Origin of the sequence: Anoxybacillus ayderensis (assembly GCF_013761015.1) — a bacterium.
GTDB lineage: Bacteria > Bacillota > Bacilli > Bacillales > Anoxybacillaceae > Anoxybacillus > Anoxybacillus ayderensis.
Map to the genome: position 1 here is coordinate 37,099 of NZ_JACDUV010000002.1, position 16,235 is coordinate 53,333.

Consider the following 16,235-nt stretch of genomic DNA (forward strand, 5'->3'; position numbering starts at 1 on the left):
GAAATCCCCTTTTCCGATATGGAAGAGGGGATTTCACATTTTTTTTGCAATCATTTCATACTTTTCACATCTCTTTTTTGTACATTCATGACAAGCACATCTTTTTAAACGGAGGGGTTTTTGTGAAAAAAACGCGCAATTTGCATTTATGGATCGGACTTATTTGTTCTGTATTTTTGCTTTTGGAAGCGGTCACAGGCTTATTGTTAACAGAGCGATGGTTAATGGGAATGGGTGGTCATTCTCACGGTAGCCATGAACATGCGCACGGGGATGGACATGGACATGCGAAGTTAAATATGATTGATGCGGTGAGAAAAGCGAGTGAGTCTGGTGCGTTTTCAATGGACGAAGTTGGTGTCGTGATGAATCACGGTATGTATATGGTGCGGTTAAACGATAAAGAAGGGACGCTAGTAACGATTGCGCCAGACGGCACAGTTGTGAAAAAAGAAGTGAACAAATTCGCCTCGTTTGTCCGTGCGATTCATGTTGGGAAACTTGGGATTTGGAATCGTCTCATGATCGATGCGGCTGCGATTGCGATAATCACTTTAACGGGAACAGGGATTTATTTATCTGTGAAAATTTTGCGAGCGCAGGCAAAAGCGAAACAGCGAAAATCCGTGGCATAAACGAAAAGCACTTCGCATCCATGGTTGGTGTGAAGTGCTTTTTAACTAATTCGTTTCGTTGGTGTTTGTTGAATTTTCCCTGTTCCGTTGCAAGACGAGCATGTTTTATACAGCGACAAACAAATTTTTATTTTCTTTTTCCCGAAGCACTTGGGACAAATCGTTTTTAATGACATATCGATCACCTCCACAAAAGTAAGCGTTTTCAATTATAGTATACACCGTCTTGTTGTCGTGTGTGCGCAACAATTTTGTCCATTTTCAAACAGGTTGGCGGACGCCAACCTGTTTTATTTGCGTGAATGTACTTCGTAAATTGCAAACTTCAAATAGTCCCCTTCGTCTGCGGCAAGCAGTTTCGGATGGTCATATCCTGCGCCGCTCCAATGAATTTGACGTAAAATTTTCTTTGCATCAAACGCCGCTTCTGCGACCATCGCTTGGAACATATCGGGATGCACATGATACGAGCAACTGGCTGTTACGAAAAAGCCGCCGTCTTTGACGAGCTTTAAGCCGTTTAAATTAATATCTTTATAGCCGGCAAGCGCTTTTGGTACCGCATGAGCGGACTTAGCAAACGCTGGAGGATCAATAATGACTACATCCCATTTTTTCCCCTTTTGTACACACTCTCTTAAATAATCAAACGCATTCGCCACGACGAAATCGACGTTTGTAAATCCGTTTAGCTCAGCGTTTCTTTTTGCCGTTTCAATCGCATGTTCAGAAATGTCGACAGCGGTCACATGTTTTGCCCCGTATAAGCAGGCGTTTAACATAAATGAGCCGGTATGAGTAAAACAATCGAGCACAGTCGATTCGCTTGTAATGAGCGGCTTGATCGCGGCACGATTTTGGCGCTGATCGAAGAAAAACCCTGTTTTTTGCCCATTTTCAATGTCGACAATATATTTCACGCCATTTTCTTCAATTTGTACGTTCGTATCGCACGTGCCGTACCAAAATCCTTTTTCTTGTTTCAGCCCCTCTAATTCACGCACGTGGACGTCGTTGCGCAAATAAATGGCTTTCGGCTGAAAGACGTCAAGAAGCGCTTGTAAAATCCATTCTTTTCTTTTTTCCATGCCGAGCGATAAAATTTGGACAACGAGCACATCTTCGTATTTATCGACGATGAGCCCAGGTAAAAAATCCGCTTCTCCATAAATGGCGCGACATGAACGAACGCCCGGAATCATGCGCTCGCGATACGCCCACGCTTGCCGAATGCGATTCATAAAAAATTGCGCATTTAATTCATCATTTGGATTTTGCGTTAACACGCGCACGATCATTTGTGATTTCGGGTTAATGTACCCTTTCGCTAAAAAATGACGTTGATGGTTATATACGTTGACGAAATCACCTGGTTCAACGTCTCCCTCAATATAGTCAACTTCGCTTTGAAACACCCACGGATGTCCAAGCTCGAGCCGCTTTTTTCTTTTTCGTTTTAAAAATACATTCGCCATACATTCCACTCCTGAACTATATATTCGCTACTTTAGCATACAGGAAGAACACGATATGCGCAAATGATGGATAAAAATATTTGACAAAACAATGAAATATGCTAATATTAGTGACAAAGTGAATAACGCAAATGCATTCCACTAGGGGGGCCTTTAGATAGGCTGAGATCAAAGTGTGCCTTTGAGACCCTTAGAACCTGATCTGGATCATACCAGCGTAGGGAAGTGGAGACGGTGCGAAGTGTATGTATATGCTAATTTCCATCGTTTACAAACCACTTTCTTTGCGCAAAGAAAGTGGTTTTTTATTTTTCATGAGGGGGAGAGGAAATGTTGTTTTCAGAACAGTTGCGCAAAGCTGTCGATCCGATTTGGGAAGCGAGTTTTCAACATCCGTTTGTGAAAGAGCTAGGAGAAGGAACGCTAGATTTACGTTGTTTTCGTTATTATGTATTACAAGATTCATATTATTTGACACACTTTGCGAAAGTGCAAGCGCTTGGCGGGGCGATGGCTGAAGATTTACAAACGACGGCAAGCATGGCGAATCATGCGCAAAATACGTATGAAGCTGAACTTCATTTACATGAAACGTTTATGAAAGAGCTCGGCATTACAGAAGAAGAAAAGGCGTCATTTGTTCCCGCCCCAACCGCGTATGCATACACGTCACATATGTATCGGGCAGCGTTTGCGGGGCACTTTGGTGATGTGTTAGCGGCCATTTTACCGTGCTATTGGTTATATTACGAAATTGGCGAGAGGTTGAAGCATTGTAAGCCGAATCATCCAATTTATGCGAAATGGATTGAAGCGTACGGCTCCGATTGGTTTAGACAGCTTGTCGAACAACAAATTGCGCGCTTAAACGACATAGCGAAAACAGTAAGTGAAAAAGAGTTGGAGCGAATGAAGCAACACTTTTGGATCAGCAGTCAATATGAATACTTATTTTGGGAAATGGCGTACAAATTAGAACGTTGGCCAATGGAAGAGGAGGATGTTTATGCAAACGAAAGGGCTTAAATTAACAGACGTATTAACGACCGTTGTTGTAGCGATTGTGTTTGGGATTGTGTATAAAGTGTGGGGACCGCTTTACTATGCGGTTAAACCGCTTGGGCTTCATCTCGATCAGCTTATTTATGGCATGTGGTTTATTGCTGCGACAGTGGCATATTTGTTGATTCGTAAGCCAGGAGTGGCGTTGCTTGCGGAAGTCGCTGCCGCCTCAGGGGAGTTTTTAGCTGGATCTGAGTGGGGACTAGAAGTGTTATTTTACGGTTTTGTGCAAGGATTGCTCGCTGAGCTTGTTTTCGCCGCTTTCCGTTATAAACGTTTCGACGTGGCGGTTGTGTCGCTTGCTGCCGTCGGTTCAACCATCGCTTCGTTAGTGCTTGATTTTTATAAAGGATATATCGATCAATTAGCGTGGTGGAATTTAACGTTATTTATCGGTGCGCGTTTCGTTGGAGCGATCATCATTGCGGGGGTATTTGCTTATTCGCTTGTCAAAGCGCTCGAAGCGACAGGTGTGACGCAACTGTTGCGCCCGACGACAAAAGAAGATTACGACTCGCTTGATAAATAGAAGGTGACATCGTTGATACACATTGAACAATTGCGGTTAAAGTTTCCGGGGGCGGAAAAACGGTTATTTACCGATGTATCGCTTTCGATTAAAAAAGGAGAAAAAGTGTTGCTTTTAGGTCCATCAGGGTGTGGAAAATCGACGTTATTACAAGTGATGGCGGGCATTATTCCACGCTCGATCGATGTGCCGATGAAAGCAAAAGCGCTTCATATTCCAAAGCAAGTCGGCTATGTGTTTCAAGATCCGGATGCGCAGTTTTGCATGCCGTACGTCGATGAAGAAATTGCGTTTGTCCTTGAAAATCTCGGTGTGCCACGTGCGGAGATGAAAGAAAAAATCGAGCGCGTTCTTCAACGCGTACGCCTTCGTCTTCCGCACGTTCATGTGCCGATTCAAACGTTATCGGGAGGAATGAAACAGCGGTTAGCGATTGCCTCTGTCTTGGCGCTTGACCCGGATGTGTTATTTTTAGATGAACCGACAGCGCTTCTCGATGAAGAAGGAACAAAAGCAGTATGGGAAACGTTAAAAGAAGTAGCGGACGACCGAACAGTTGTTATCGTTGAGCATAAAATTGATCACATTCTCGATTTTGTTGAGCGCATCATTTTGTTTAACGAATGTGGTGAAATGATTGCCGATGGCCCAACGGATCATATATTTTCGACGTATCGTTCGTTTATTGCCGAACAAGGCATTTGGTATCCACAAGTGTGGGAGACGTACGAAAAGCCAAAAACAGCGCAACAACCGTATCATCCGTCAGACGTGCTTTTACATGTGCAGTCGCTCCGCGGTTTTCGACAAAAAGAAGAAAAAATCACAGTCGATGATGTCGTCATTCGTGCAGGTGAATGGATTGCCATTACAGGGGAAAATGGTGCAGGAAAAAGCACGTTGCTGCAAAGCTTCATGAAGTTAATTCGAACAGAAGGCGATATGTATTGGCGAGGAGAGCTAGTAAAAAATGATGGGGTATTATACGACAACATCGCTTTTGTATTTCAAAACCCGGAGTTTCAATTTGTTACAAATCGTGTAGATGATGAGCTAGCTTATTGTTTACGTCTTGAAAAACGCTCGGAATATGAAATAGAAGAGGAAGTAGAGAGGTTGCTTAGGCGGTTTCATTTAAGCGCCCAACGGCATTTGCATCCGTACCAATTGTCGATGGGACAAAAGCGACGGTTAAGTGTCGCCGCTTCAGTAACGGAGCGCCATCGCATATTGCTTCTTGACGAGCCGACGTTCGGGCAAGATGCAAAAAATACGTTTGCGTTGCTCGAATGGCTTGAAGCGTATCGACAACAAGGAAAGGCGATTGTCATGGTGACGCACGATGAGCGCATTGTTTCTCAATTTGCGACGAGACGATGGATCATTGAAAAAGGAAAACTTGTCGCCGATGAAACGATCGTGCCGCGGACGCTTGTGCGAGGTGGGATATGATGAGATGGAGCATCGAACATAAAGAGACGTGGTTGCATGAAACGAACCCAACCGTAAAATTATTGTTATTTTTGCCGATGTTTATCGTTATTGTTTTTGTCCATAACCCAAATGTGCTCATCAACTGGACGATCGGCTTTACGGCATTATTTATGTTGTTTAGCGGTTATCGAATGAAGCATATGCTTTTGTTTTTCGTTCCGTTTTTCTTTATTTTCATTTCTACGTCGTCGTCGATGATTTTGTTTGGCAAGGGAGAGACAACGTGGTTTCGCTTTGGGCTCATTCATGTGACGGAAGAAAGTTTTTATCGCGGCGTTCATCTCGGATTTCGTACGCTTTTGTTTGCCATTTTTGGATTAATGTTTGCGCTTACGACAAAGCCGGTGTTTTTGTTTTATTCACTTATGCAACAAGCAAAATTGAAACCAAAATATGCGTATAGTTTTTTAGCAGCCATTCGTTTATTGCCAATGATGGTAGAAGAGTTTCAAACGGTGCATCAAGCGTTAAAAGTGCGCCGAGCGGCTAAAGCGAAAGGTTTTCGCGGGAAGCTTGAACTCATCAAACGATACGCGATTCCGCTTTTATCACAAAGCATTCGCCGCGCCCAGCGCATTGCGGTGGCGATGGAAGCGAAAGGATTTACAAATGAACGAGCGAGAACGTTTTATTATGAACTGACGCTCGGAAAATATGACGTGTATTTATTTGTTGTCATATGCATGATTGTTGCGATGGGGTATTACGTTGCCGATGCGTTTCCGTATGTTTCAATAAAGGATGTGCGTTAAGATGAAAGAGCTTCATCTCATCTCAACAGGAAAACAGTCAATTGAAACGTTTGTTCATATTTCATCGCTCGTACATTCATATGCCCACTTTATTCATATTCGTGAAAAACATCGTTCGGCAAAAGAGATAGGCATGATTGTGGAAAAGTTGCTTGAAGCAAGTGTCCCAGCGCAAAAAATAATCGTCAACGATCGGGTGGACGTCGCTGTCGTTTATGGCGTTGGCGGCGTTCAGCTCGCCCATCATAGCCTATCTCCCAAACGAATAAAAGAAAAGTTTCCTTTTTTGCGCGTCGGTTGCTCCGTGCATACGTTTGAAGAAGCGAAGCGGGCGGAAAAAGAAGGAGCGGACTACGTCATTTTCGGACATATATACGAAACGAATTGTAAAGAAGGACGAAAGCCACGTGGGCTTTCATCGTTGCGTCAGTTGACAAGCCACGTACGCATTCCTGTCGTTGCTATTGGAGGCATTAAACCTTTCCATGTTCGTGATGTGTTCATGACGGGGGCAAAAGGAATTGCCGTCATGTCGACGGTGTTTGAGGCGGATGATCCGCTATATATGGTTCAACGATATTGGAAACAAATGGGGGCTAATACATGGACGTTTTAATTGTTGGGGGAGGCATTATCGGCAGTAGCATCGCTTTTGAGTTAGCGAAAAGGGGAGCATCAGTCGTCGTCATTGAACGGGGAGAGTTAGCGCAAGAAGCATCGTCGGTAGCAGCGGGGATGCTCGGTGCGCACTCCGAGTTTTCGGCAGACCATCCGCTCATTCCGCTTGCTTTAGCGAGCCAAGCGGCATTTCCAGCCGTTATTGCCGAACTGCGAGAGTTAACAAATATTGAAGTCGGATGGAATGAAGCGGGAATGTTAAAGCTGGCGACAACAATGGAAGAGTACGGAGAATTAACGGAACATTATGAATTTTGGAGGCGTATACAACCGCAGCACGTTCGCTGGTTAACTCCTGAAGAAGTGGTAGATATTGAACGAAACGTCCGGAATGAATATGGTGCGATGTACACGATCGATCAACAAGTGGACGCGAAACAGCTCTCGCTCGCTTTTGCTCATGGAGCAATGGCGAAAGGGGCGCGTTTTTTACCATATACCGAAGCGTACGATTTTATTTTCGATGGTGAACGTGTTGTAGGAGTGAAAACGACGAGCGGAATGTTATATGCGGAACGTATCGTCATCGCGTGCGGTGCATGGACGCCGATGCTCGCAGAAAAGTTGCGGTTATCGCTACATATGTATCCGGTCAAAGGAGAGTGTGTTTCGGTGACGACAGAGACACCGCTTTTACAAACAACTGTATTTGCGAAAAACGGCTGTTATATTGTGCCGAAAGCGAACAACCGCCTTGTCATCGGGGCTAGCGCGATTGCCCATTCGTTTACGAAAACGGTGCAAGCAAGTAGCGTGCATCATTTGCTAGCGCGTGCGATGCAAATCGTTCCGGCTATCGCCCATTCCACATTTGAGAAGGTGTGGGCAGGCATTCGGCCACAAACAAAAGATGGCATGCCTTATATCGGAGCGCATCCACAATATGAAAACGTATTCGTTGTGACAGGGCATTATCGAAACGGCATTTTGTTAAGCGCCATCACAGGAAGAGTTGTAAGCGATATGCTTGAAGAGAAAGACGTGCCATTTCATATGACGCTGTTTTCGCTAACGAGAAAGGGGGAGGGGCATGCGTTGCATCATTAACGGTGAGATGATTGACTTGCCAGCTCACATTCGTACTGTCGCTCAACTGTTACAACATTTTCGCATTCATGAAAAGATCGCGATCGTTGAAATCAATGCGAACATTATTATGAAAGAGAAATATGAGCATACAGCCATTGCGGACGGTGATCGCATTGAAATCGTTCATTTTGTAGGGGGAGGATAATATGTTACAAATCGGCCCGTATACATTTCAATCTCGTTTACTGCTTGGGACAGGGAAATTTCCGAACATCGATATTCAAAAAGAAGCGGTTGAAGCGTCAGGAGCAGAAATTTTAACGTTTGCCGTTCGGCGAATGAACATTTTTGCGCCCGATCAACCGAATTTTTTAGAAAAAATAGATATAACAAAATATAAACTGCTACCGAATACAGCTGGGGCAAAAACGGCGGAAGAAGCGGTGCGCATCGCCCGTTTAGCAAAAGCTTCTGGACTTTGTGATATGGTGAAAGTGGAAGTGATCGGGTGCGATCAAACGTTATTACCTGATCCGATCGAGACGTTGAAAGCAACAGAAATGTTATTAGAAGAAGGATTTATCGTTTTGCCGTACACGTCTGATGACGTCGTACTAGCGAAACGACTACAACAGCTCGGTTGCCATGCGATTATGCCCGGCGCCTCACCGATCGGTTCAGGGCAAGGAATTATGAATCCGTTAAACATTCAATTCATTATTGAACAAGCAACTGTTCCTGTAATTATCGATGCAGGCATTGGCGGTCCAGCCGATGCGACATTGGCGATGGAATTAGGTGCGGATGGCGTATTGTTAAATACAGCGGTTGCTTTAGCGAAAGATCCCGTAAAAATGGCAAAAGCGATGAAGCTTGCGATTGAGGCAGGGAGACTTGGATATGAAGCGGGACGCATCCCGAAAAAGAAATATGCAATAGCGAGTAGCCCAAGTGAAGGGATGAGCATCGTCTAATGGATCGCTATTCACGCCAACAATTGTTTGCACCAATTGGAGAAAGAGGACAACAACATATTCGTGAAAAACATGTGCTCGTTATTGGTGCAGGAGCGCTTGGAGCGGCAAATGCGGAAACGCTTGTACGTGCAGGGATTGGGAAAATAACGATCATTGATCGCGATTATGTCGAATGGAGCAATTTACAACGCCAACAGCTATATACGGAAGAAGATGCAACAAACCGATTGCCGAAAGCCATTGCTGCTGCTATGCATTTGCGAGCCATAAATGGCGATGTGGTCGTTGAACCGATTGTAGCTGATGCGGACGCTCGCTTGCTTGAACACGTTGTTGCCCGTGAGCGTCCGCACGTCATTATTGATAGTACGGATAATTTCGACGTGCGTATGATCATCAACGATGTTTCGCAAAAGTATGATGTGCCGTGGATTTATGGGGCGTGCGTAGGAAGTTACGGTTTAAGTTATGTCATCGTTCCGAATGAAACGCCATGTTTGCGTTGTTTACTTGAAGAAGTTCCGTTTGGCAACGCGACGTGCGATACCGTTGGAATCATTAGTCCGGTCGTCCATATGGTCGTTGCGCATCAAACGGCTGAAGCGTTAAAAATATGCGTGCACGCTCAAGTGAATCGAAAACTCGTTTCATTTGATATATGGCACGGACAATATCGCATGATCGATGTGCATAAGTTAAAAAAAGACGATTGTCCGTCGTGTAGTGAAAAACGAACGTATCCAGCCCTTCAATACGAAAATGAAACGAAATTTGCGGTGTTGTGTGGGCGTGAAACCGTACAAATTCGTCCTGCCCATCGAGGAGAGCGAGAGTGGACAACGCTTCTTTCATTTTTAACAAAACGTGGAATTCAAGTGGAACAAAACGACTATTTATTTTCGTTTACGGTCGATTCACATCGCTTTGTTGTTTTTTCCGATGGGCGTGTATTGATTCATGGCACAAATGATGTTCAAGAAGCAAAGCGGCTATATTATCAATATTTGGGGTGAAAGCATGGTATATAAAGCGTTGACGATTGCTGGTTCAGATAGTGGCGGGGGAGCGGGTATTCAAGCGGATTTAAAAACGTTTCATCAATTACGTGTGTTTGGCATGTCAGCAATTACTGCAGTTACTGCGCAAAACACGCTCGGTGTACAAGGGGTATACCCGCTTCCTGTTGAAGCGATTGAAAAGCAAATTGATTCGATTGCTACCGATTTGCCGCCAGATGCTATAAAAACGGGAATGTTATTTAGCGAAGAAATCATCGAATGTGTTGCTTATAAAATGAAGCAACATCGGTGGATGCGAGTAGTCGTCGATCCGGTGATGATCGCGAAAGGTGGCTCGCCGCTATTGAAACAAGAGGCGGTCGAAGCGTTGCAACGGCATATGTTGCCGCTTGCTTATGTGTTAACACCGAACATTCCAGAAGCGGAAGTGTTGACAAATATGCAAATTGACACGTTGGAACAACGAAAAGAAGCAGCGAAAAAACTTCATGACATGGGTGTGCGATATGTCGTCATGAAAGGTGGACACGGGGAAGGAGATGAACTTGTCGATCTTTTATACGATGGGGAACAATTTTACGAATGGAAAAGCAAACGCGTTCATACGAAACATACGCACGGGACAGGTTGTACGTTTGCTGCCGCCATTACAGCACAACTTGCAAAAGGAAAAACGATATATGAGGCAGTAGATGTGGCGAAACGATTTATTCAAGCGGCGATTGAACAAACGCTACACATTGGCGGTGGGCATGGACCGACAAACCATTGGTCATTTCATGAATAAAAAATGTTCACATCATTGACAAACACATTCGTTCTCACCATTGTTAAAATGAAAATGGGGAATATATTGATGGAGGGGACGAACGAGTGGAAGAACTTTCAATTACGCTAAATATTACGTACGTGTTGCTTTTAACGTTTTTTATCGGTACAACGCTAATCGAGTCATAAGAACGGCTGTACATATGTACGGTCGTTTTCTTTTTCAGTTAAATTTGGTATCATTAACGTATATATTTATGATAACCAATACTTTTTATTAGGAGTGTGAATATTCATTGGGAGATTTGCCTCTGAGTTTAATTTTTTTACTCATTGCTTTAATTTTATTATCCGCCTTTTTTTCAGCTTCAGAAACAGCGTTTTCAAGCGTCAATAAAATTCGCTTGAAAAACTATGTGGATGAAAAGCGACGTGGAAGCAAAAAGGCACTGTATATTGCAGAAAACTTCGACAAAGCCCTCTCTACCATCTTAGTCGGGAATAATATCGTGAACATTGCCGCAGCGTCCATCTCCGCCAAAGTGGCGACAGATTTGTTTGGCGGCAACACAGGTCTTGTTATTAGCACGGTCGGTATGACAATTTTAATTTTAATTTTTGGTGAAGTATTGCCGAAGTCATTGGCGAAAGAACATGCGGAGTCGTTTTCACTTCTTATTTCCGATGTGCTATATATGCTTATTCAACTATTTACTCCCGTTACAGCATTGCTTGTCATGTTGAAAAAACTTGTATCGAAATTCGTTGGCCATCAACCAGATACTCCTTCTGTCACAGAAGAAGAAATTAAAGTCATGGTCAATTTAAGTGAGGAAGAAGGGGTAATTGATAATAAAGAGAAAGAACTCGTCCATCGTTCGCTCGATTTTAACGATATTTTAGTTGGTGAAATTTTTACACCACGTATCGATATGGTCGCAGTGGAAGTGAACCAACCAGTTGAAGAAATTCGCGATATTTTTTTGCATGAACGATATTCACGCGTGCCGGTATATGAAGGAGATATTGATAACGTCATCGGCATTTTATCGGAAAGCGACTTTTTTAGTCAACTCGTCCAAGGGAAAGAAGTCAACGTTCGCGCATTGTTGCGTACGCCGCTATTTGTTGTTGAATCGATGCGCATCTCCACATTGTTGCCTGAATTGCAAAAAAGCAAAGTACATATGGCGATTGTCATCGATGAGTTTGGTGGCACATCGGGATTGATTACGTTAGAAGATATTTTAGAACAAATTGTCGGCGAAATATGGGATGAACATGACGAAGCGGTGAAAACGTTCCAAAAAATTAACGATTACGAATATGAATTTAATGCCGAATTACCGCTTGATGAGTTTTGTGACATTTTAGGAATTGATGAATTAGAAAGTTCTTCTCATACGCTCGGAGGGTGGGTGTTTGAAATGTTTGAACGCATCCCCACCGTTGGAGAATCGTTTGAATATGAATCATTAACCGTCACCGTTCGCCAAGTGGAAAACCGTCGTATTCGCAAAGTGCTCGTTCGCATTCGTGAACCGATTATGGAAAATGTGTAAAAAAGGAGCGATTCGCTCCTTTTTTTGTTGACATCTTTGTCAACTTCCATTACGATGAATAAGCGTAAAAACCGATAAGATTAATGGGGGTTATATGATGAAAAAGTGGTTGTTGATGATCGCGTTGTTCATAATTGGGGTATTGCTGACGGGTTGCGGTCAAAATGAAAAAGAAAACGACTTATTTGCTCAAATAAAAGAAAAAGGGGAATTAAAAATTGGAACGGAAGGAACATATCCACCGTTTACGTTTCATGACGAAACAGGGGAGTTAACAGGATTCGACGTTGAAATTGCTAAAGAAGTAGCAAAACGTCTCGGTGTGAAACCCGTATTTGTAGAAACACAGTGGGATGCGATGTTTGCTGGCTTAGATGCGAAACGTTTTGATATGATTGCAAACCAAGTCGGTATTCGTCCAGATCGTCAAGAAAAATACGACTTTTCTGATCCGTATATTACGTCCGCAGCTGTTCTCGTCGTTCATAAAGAAAATCAACAGTTGAAATCATTTGACGACCTAAAAGGGAAAAAAGCAGCGCAATCGATGACGAGTAACTATGCCGATTTAGCTCGTTCATACGGGGCTGAAGTGGTAGGAGTAGAAGGATTTAATCAAGCGATTGAACTGTTAAACTCGAAACGAGTCGATGCAACAATTAACGATAAATTATCTGTCCTTGATTTTCTTAAACAAAAACCAGACGCTCCCATTCAAATTGTCGCTACACACGATGATGCTTCCCAAAGCGGACTTATGTTCCGAAAGGGGAGCGACACGCTTGTTGAAGCTGTAAACAAAGCGTTAAAAGAAATGATGGAAGACGGCACGTATGCAAAAATTTCAGAAAAGTGGTTTGGTGAAGATGTATCTAAATAATATGTGGATTGATCCAGAACGATTAGAAAGATTGATGAATATAGCAGAAAGTTCCCTTCTCCCTCTGGTGAAGGGAGCTTTGTTATATACGATTCCGTTAGCGGTGATGACATTTATTATTGGCTTGGCTATTGCGCTTTTCACCGCTTTAGCTCGGCTATCCACCATAAAAACGTTGCAATGGGCGGCGCGTGCGTATGTGTCGGCCATTCGCGGAACACCATTACTTGTGCAATTGTTCATTATTTTTTATGGTTTTCCAAGTGTTGGGATAACAATCGATCCGTTTCCAGCTGCAATCATTGGTTTTTCACTCAATGTCGGAGCATACGCATCTGAAATTATTCGTGCCGCCATTTTATCGATCCCAAAAGGTCAATGGGAGGCGGCGTATTCTCTCGGAATGGACGATGTGCAGACGTTGAGTCGCATTATTTTGCCACAAGCTGCACGCGTATGTATTCCTCCGTTATCGAATACGTTTATTAGCTTAGTGAAAGATACATCTCTTGCTTCGCTCATTCTTGTTGCTGAAATGTTTCGAAAGGCACAAGAAATTGCGGCGACAAATTATGAGTTTTTATTGCTTTATACCGAAGCGGCACTGATTTATTGGATCATTTGCTTTGTCCTTTCAATTGTCCAAGGGATCATTGAAAAACGCTTCAGTCGTTATGTTGTTCGATAAACAAATAAGGAGAGCTACGATGTTAGTTGTTGAAGGATTGCGCAAAACGTTTGGAAATCATGAAGTGTTAAAAGATGTTCATTTAACGGTGAAAAAGGGAGAAGTTGTTGTCATTATCGGCCCATCGGGATCAGGAAAAACGACGTTATTGCGTTGTTTAAACGTATTGGAAATGCCTGATCGTGGAACAGTCACGATCGATGGCGAGCAACTTCAATTTATAAACAAGTTATCAAAAAAAGAAATCATACACTTTCGCCGATTGACAGGAATGGTGTTTCAAGCATACAACTTATTTCCACATATGACAGCGCTTGAAAATGTTATGGAAGGGCCGATGACCGTTAAACGACTAAGCAAACATGAAGCAAAAGAAAAAGCAGAGCAATTGCTTATGAAAGTTGGATTAAAAGATCATATGCATATGTACCCATTTCAATTATCGGGAGGGCAACAACAACGTGTCGGTATCGCACGGGCGCTTGCGATGGAGCCGAAAGTATTGTTATTTGATGAACCGACGTCGGCATTAGATCCGGAACTTGTTGGTGAAGTGTTGAAAGTGATGAAAGATTTAGCGAATGAAGGAATGACGATGGTCGTTGTGACCCATGAAATGCGCTTTGCGCGCGAAGTTGGTGATGAAGTTATCTTTTTTGATGAAGGAATGATCATTGAACGCGGTGATCCGGAGCAAATTTTTACAAATCCAACACATGAACGAACGCGTCAGTTTTTACAACGTATTCAGTAAAACCCCCAAGCAAACGCTTGGGGGTTTTCAGCCATGTTATTTAGTTGTGTAAGATCCGCCTAATTGTTGTTGCGCCATTGCAACAAGACGTTTTGTAATTTCGCCACCAACTGAACCGTTTGCGCGTGAAGTTGCATCTGGTCCAAGGTTTACACCAAATTCTTGAGCGATTTCATATTTCATTTGGTCGATGGCTTGTTGTGCACCGTATACTAATAATTGATTTGTGTTTGCCATGTTCAATCATCTCCTCGTTACAAGTTTTTATGGTTGGGTTAGCTGGATTTGCACCAGCAACGCGTGATGATTTTCACGCTGCCAAGCTTGGCTTAACCCATCGAATGTTGTTTGCTTGTTTGTACTACTATTTTGGGGAAAAAACATTTTATTATTCTTTTTTTTGCGTGGTAATTTTTTGTGTAGTGGGAAAGATAATGGAAAATCACGAAGCGAGGGATGAATATGCACATTTGTCCGTTATGCAACGGTTTGCGAGCAATCGTTTTTTATTGTGATCAATGTGGAGAAAAGTTAAAAGACGAAGGAAAATTAACGGATTATTTTGATGATTATAGTCCGTATATGGATGCAGATATGATGAAAATGGTTGATGGCTATGCACATACAAGAAAACAACACGTCTGCGTTCATTTGTTTCATTGTAATAATTGCGATGACGATGTTGTTCGCTTTATTCAAGAGTAAAAGCCCGCTCAAACGAACGGGCTCTGTTATTATTTCTCACTATTTGAACGAATACGTAATTCTGTGTTGACGTCGAAGAAATGTGCTTTATTCATATCTAACGCAAGATCGATCGTTTGACCTGCTTTGACGTCTGTGCGTGCATCGACACGTGCAACAAATTCTTGGCCGTTAATTTGAGAATATACCATAATTTCTGCACCGAGCAATTCTGCCACTTCGACATGCGCGCGCACTTTTGTGTTTTGTGATGCTTCAAGAAATACTGGCTCATCATGGAAGTCTTCTGGACGAATACCTAAGATGACTTCTTTACCGACGTAACCTTGGTCACGAAGTACTTTCATTTTTCCTTCTGGCACCGCGATTTTGACATCGCCGATGACAAATACACCGTCTTGAAGCACACCGCGCAAGAAGTTCATCGCTGGTGAGCCGATAAATCCGCCGACGAAAATATTTTCCGGTTTTTCATATACTTCTTTCGGTGTACCAACTTGTTGGATGACGCCATCTTTCATAACGACAAGGCGCGTCGCCATCGTCATTGCTTCCGTTTGGTCGTGCGTGACGTAAATGGTCGTTGTTCCTAAACGTTGATGAAGTTTTGCGATTTCAGCACGCATTTGTACACGCAATTTAGCATCTAAGTTTGAAAGCGGCTCGTCCATTAAAAATACTTTCGCATCGCGCACGATTGCGCGTCCTAACGCTACGCGCTGACGCTGACCGCCTGATAATGCTTTCGGCTTGCGATCTAAATATTGCTCAAGACCGAGAATGCGCGCAGCTTCCCGAACGCGACGGTCGATTTCCTCTTTTGGAAACTTACGCAATTTCAATCCGAATGCCATGTTATCATATACGCTCATATGTGGATAAAGGGCATAGTTTTGGAATACCATCGCGATATCACGATCTTTTGGCGCAACATCATTCATTCGTTTCCCATCAATGTAAAAATCACCTTTTGAAATTTCTTCAAGACCTGCGATCATGCGAAGCGTTGTTGATTTTCCGCAACCCGATGGGCCGACGAAAACGATAAATTCTTTATCTTGAATGTGTAAGTTGAAGTCTTTTACAGCTGTTACGTTGTTGTCATAAATTTTATACACGTGTTCTAAACGAAGCTCAGCCATGTGTATGCCTCCTCATGTAATCGATTTCATTTGATTTAAGCATATATAAAAACGAACGAACGGTAAATGGACATCGTGCACAAAAA

The 16,235-nt window shown here is 43.0% G+C and carries 19 protein-coding genes and 1 riboswitch; of the genes, 16 read left to right on the plus strand and 3 right to left on the minus strand.

The genetic code is table 11. The features are described from left to right. Positions 1-122: 122 nt before the first annotated feature. Positions 123-635 carry a PepSY domain-containing protein gene (locus tag HNR63_RS02510; RefSeq protein WP_181519685.1) on the plus strand — a complete coding sequence of 171 codons (513 nt, stop codon included), beginning with the start codon at positions 123-125 and terminating at the stop codon, positions 633-635. A gap of 290 nt (positions 636-925) precedes the next feature. Here the strand turns inward: HNR63_RS02510 and HNR63_RS02515 are convergent, their stop codons facing one another. Beyond that, on the minus strand, positions 926-2,110 hold the full coding sequence (locus HNR63_RS02515; RefSeq protein ID WP_021095494.1) for a class I SAM-dependent rRNA methyltransferase: 1,185 nt from the start codon (positions 2,108-2,110) through the stop codon (positions 926-928). 133 nt (positions 2,111-2,243) lie between these two features. Continuing rightward, positions 2,244-2,351, plus strand: a riboswitch (TPP riboswitch). An 89-nt stretch (positions 2,352-2,440) separates the two neighbouring features. Here HNR63_RS02515 and tenA point away from each other — a divergent pair. From tenA to HNR63_RS02585, 14 genes are all read left to right on the plus strand, one after another. Next, entirely contained in the window at positions 2,441-3,136 is a 696-nt protein-coding gene (tenA, locus tag HNR63_RS02520) for a thiaminase II (RefSeq protein ID WP_181519686.1), read from the plus strand. Next, entirely contained in the window at positions 3,111-3,701 is a 591-nt protein-coding gene (locus HNR63_RS02525; protein WP_032100903.1) for an ECF transporter S component, read from the plus strand. The genes tenA and HNR63_RS02525 overlap by 26 nt, the downstream gene beginning before the upstream one ends. Positions 3,702-3,704: 3 nt before the next feature. Continuing rightward, on the plus strand, positions 3,705-5,153 hold the full coding sequence (locus tag HNR63_RS02530; RefSeq protein ID WP_181519687.1) for an ATP-binding cassette domain-containing protein: 1,449 nt from the start codon (positions 3,705-3,707) through the stop codon (positions 5,151-5,153). Next, positions 5,153-5,947, plus strand: coding sequence for an energy-coupling factor transporter transmembrane component T family protein (locus tag HNR63_RS02535; protein WP_181519899.1), 795 nt, complete (start codon positions 5,153-5,155; stop codon positions 5,945-5,947). The genes HNR63_RS02530 and HNR63_RS02535 overlap by 1 nt, the downstream gene beginning before the upstream one ends. Before the next feature lies 1 nt (position 5,948). After that, positions 5,949-6,563: a thiazole tautomerase TenI gene (gene tenI, locus HNR63_RS02540; protein ID WP_181519688.1), complete on the plus strand. Its 615-nt coding sequence runs from the start codon at positions 5,949-5,951 to the stop codon at positions 6,561-6,563. Continuing rightward, the gene (gene thiO, locus HNR63_RS02545) at positions 6,551-7,672 is read left to right on the plus strand and encodes a glycine oxidase ThiO (protein WP_181519689.1); all 1,122 of its coding nucleotides are present in this window, start codon (positions 6,551-6,553) and stop codon (positions 7,670-7,672) included. Before tenI ends, thiO begins: the two co-directional genes overlap by 13 nt. Beyond that, on the plus strand, positions 7,656-7,859 hold the full coding sequence (gene thiS, locus HNR63_RS02550; protein ID WP_009362026.1) for a sulfur carrier protein ThiS: 204 nt from the start codon (positions 7,656-7,658) through the stop codon (positions 7,857-7,859). Before thiO ends, thiS begins: the two co-directional genes overlap by 17 nt. A gap of 1 nt (position 7,860) precedes the next feature. Continuing rightward, positions 7,861-8,628 (plus strand): thiazole synthase, encoded by a 768-nt coding sequence (locus HNR63_RS02555; protein WP_181519690.1) that lies wholly within the window; start codon positions 7,861-7,863, stop codon positions 8,626-8,628. After that, positions 8,628-9,644: a MoeB/ThiF family adenylyltransferase gene (locus HNR63_RS02560; RefSeq protein ID WP_181519691.1), complete on the plus strand. Its 1,017-nt coding sequence runs from the start codon at positions 8,628-8,630 to the stop codon at positions 9,642-9,644. The genes HNR63_RS02555 and HNR63_RS02560 overlap by 1 nt, the downstream gene beginning before the upstream one ends. 4 nt (positions 9,645-9,648) lie before the next feature. Next, complete coding sequence (gene thiD, locus HNR63_RS02565) at positions 9,649-10,437, plus strand: bifunctional hydroxymethylpyrimidine kinase/phosphomethylpyrimidine kinase (protein WP_181519692.1); 789 nt, start codon at positions 9,649-9,651, stop codon at positions 10,435-10,437. 277 nt (positions 10,438-10,714) lie between these two features. Then, positions 10,715-11,980: a hemolysin family protein gene (locus tag HNR63_RS02570; protein WP_042534587.1), complete on the plus strand. Its 1,266-nt coding sequence runs from the start codon at positions 10,715-10,717 to the stop codon at positions 11,978-11,980. A gap of 97 nt (positions 11,981-12,077) precedes the next feature. Further along, entirely contained in the window at positions 12,078-12,860 is a 783-nt protein-coding gene (locus tag HNR63_RS02575; protein ID WP_181519900.1) for an amino acid ABC transporter substrate-binding protein, read from the plus strand. Continuing rightward, positions 12,847-13,548: an amino acid ABC transporter permease gene (locus HNR63_RS02580; protein ID WP_181519693.1), complete on the plus strand. Its 702-nt coding sequence runs from the start codon at positions 12,847-12,849 to the stop codon at positions 13,546-13,548. The genes HNR63_RS02575 and HNR63_RS02580 overlap by 14 nt, the downstream gene beginning before the upstream one ends. 19 nt (positions 13,549-13,567) lie before the next feature. Beyond that, complete coding sequence (locus HNR63_RS02585) at positions 13,568-14,302, plus strand: amino acid ABC transporter ATP-binding protein (RefSeq protein WP_181519694.1); 735 nt, start codon at positions 13,568-13,570, stop codon at positions 14,300-14,302. A gap of 36 nt (positions 14,303-14,338) precedes the next feature. Here the strand turns inward: HNR63_RS02585 and HNR63_RS02590 are convergent, their stop codons facing one another. After that, a complete protein-coding gene (locus HNR63_RS02590; RefSeq protein ID WP_003395655.1) occupies positions 14,339-14,539 on the minus strand; it encodes an alpha/beta-type small acid-soluble spore protein in 201 nt (66 codons plus the stop codon). A 225-nt stretch (positions 14,540-14,764) separates the two neighbouring features. On the opposite strand from HNR63_RS02590, the gene HNR63_RS02595 reads away from it, so the two are divergent. Beyond that, positions 14,765-15,007, plus strand: a complete 243-nt coding sequence (locus tag HNR63_RS02595) for a hypothetical protein (RefSeq protein WP_181519695.1) — start codon at positions 14,765-14,767, stop codon at positions 15,005-15,007. 29 nt (positions 15,008-15,036) lie between these two features. Here the strand turns inward: HNR63_RS02595 and HNR63_RS02600 are convergent, their stop codons facing one another. Further along, positions 15,037-16,149 (minus strand): ABC transporter ATP-binding protein, encoded by a 1,113-nt coding sequence (locus HNR63_RS02600; protein WP_181519696.1) that lies wholly within the window; start codon positions 16,147-16,149, stop codon positions 15,037-15,039. Between the last annotated feature and the right edge of the window lie 86 nt (positions 16,150-16,235).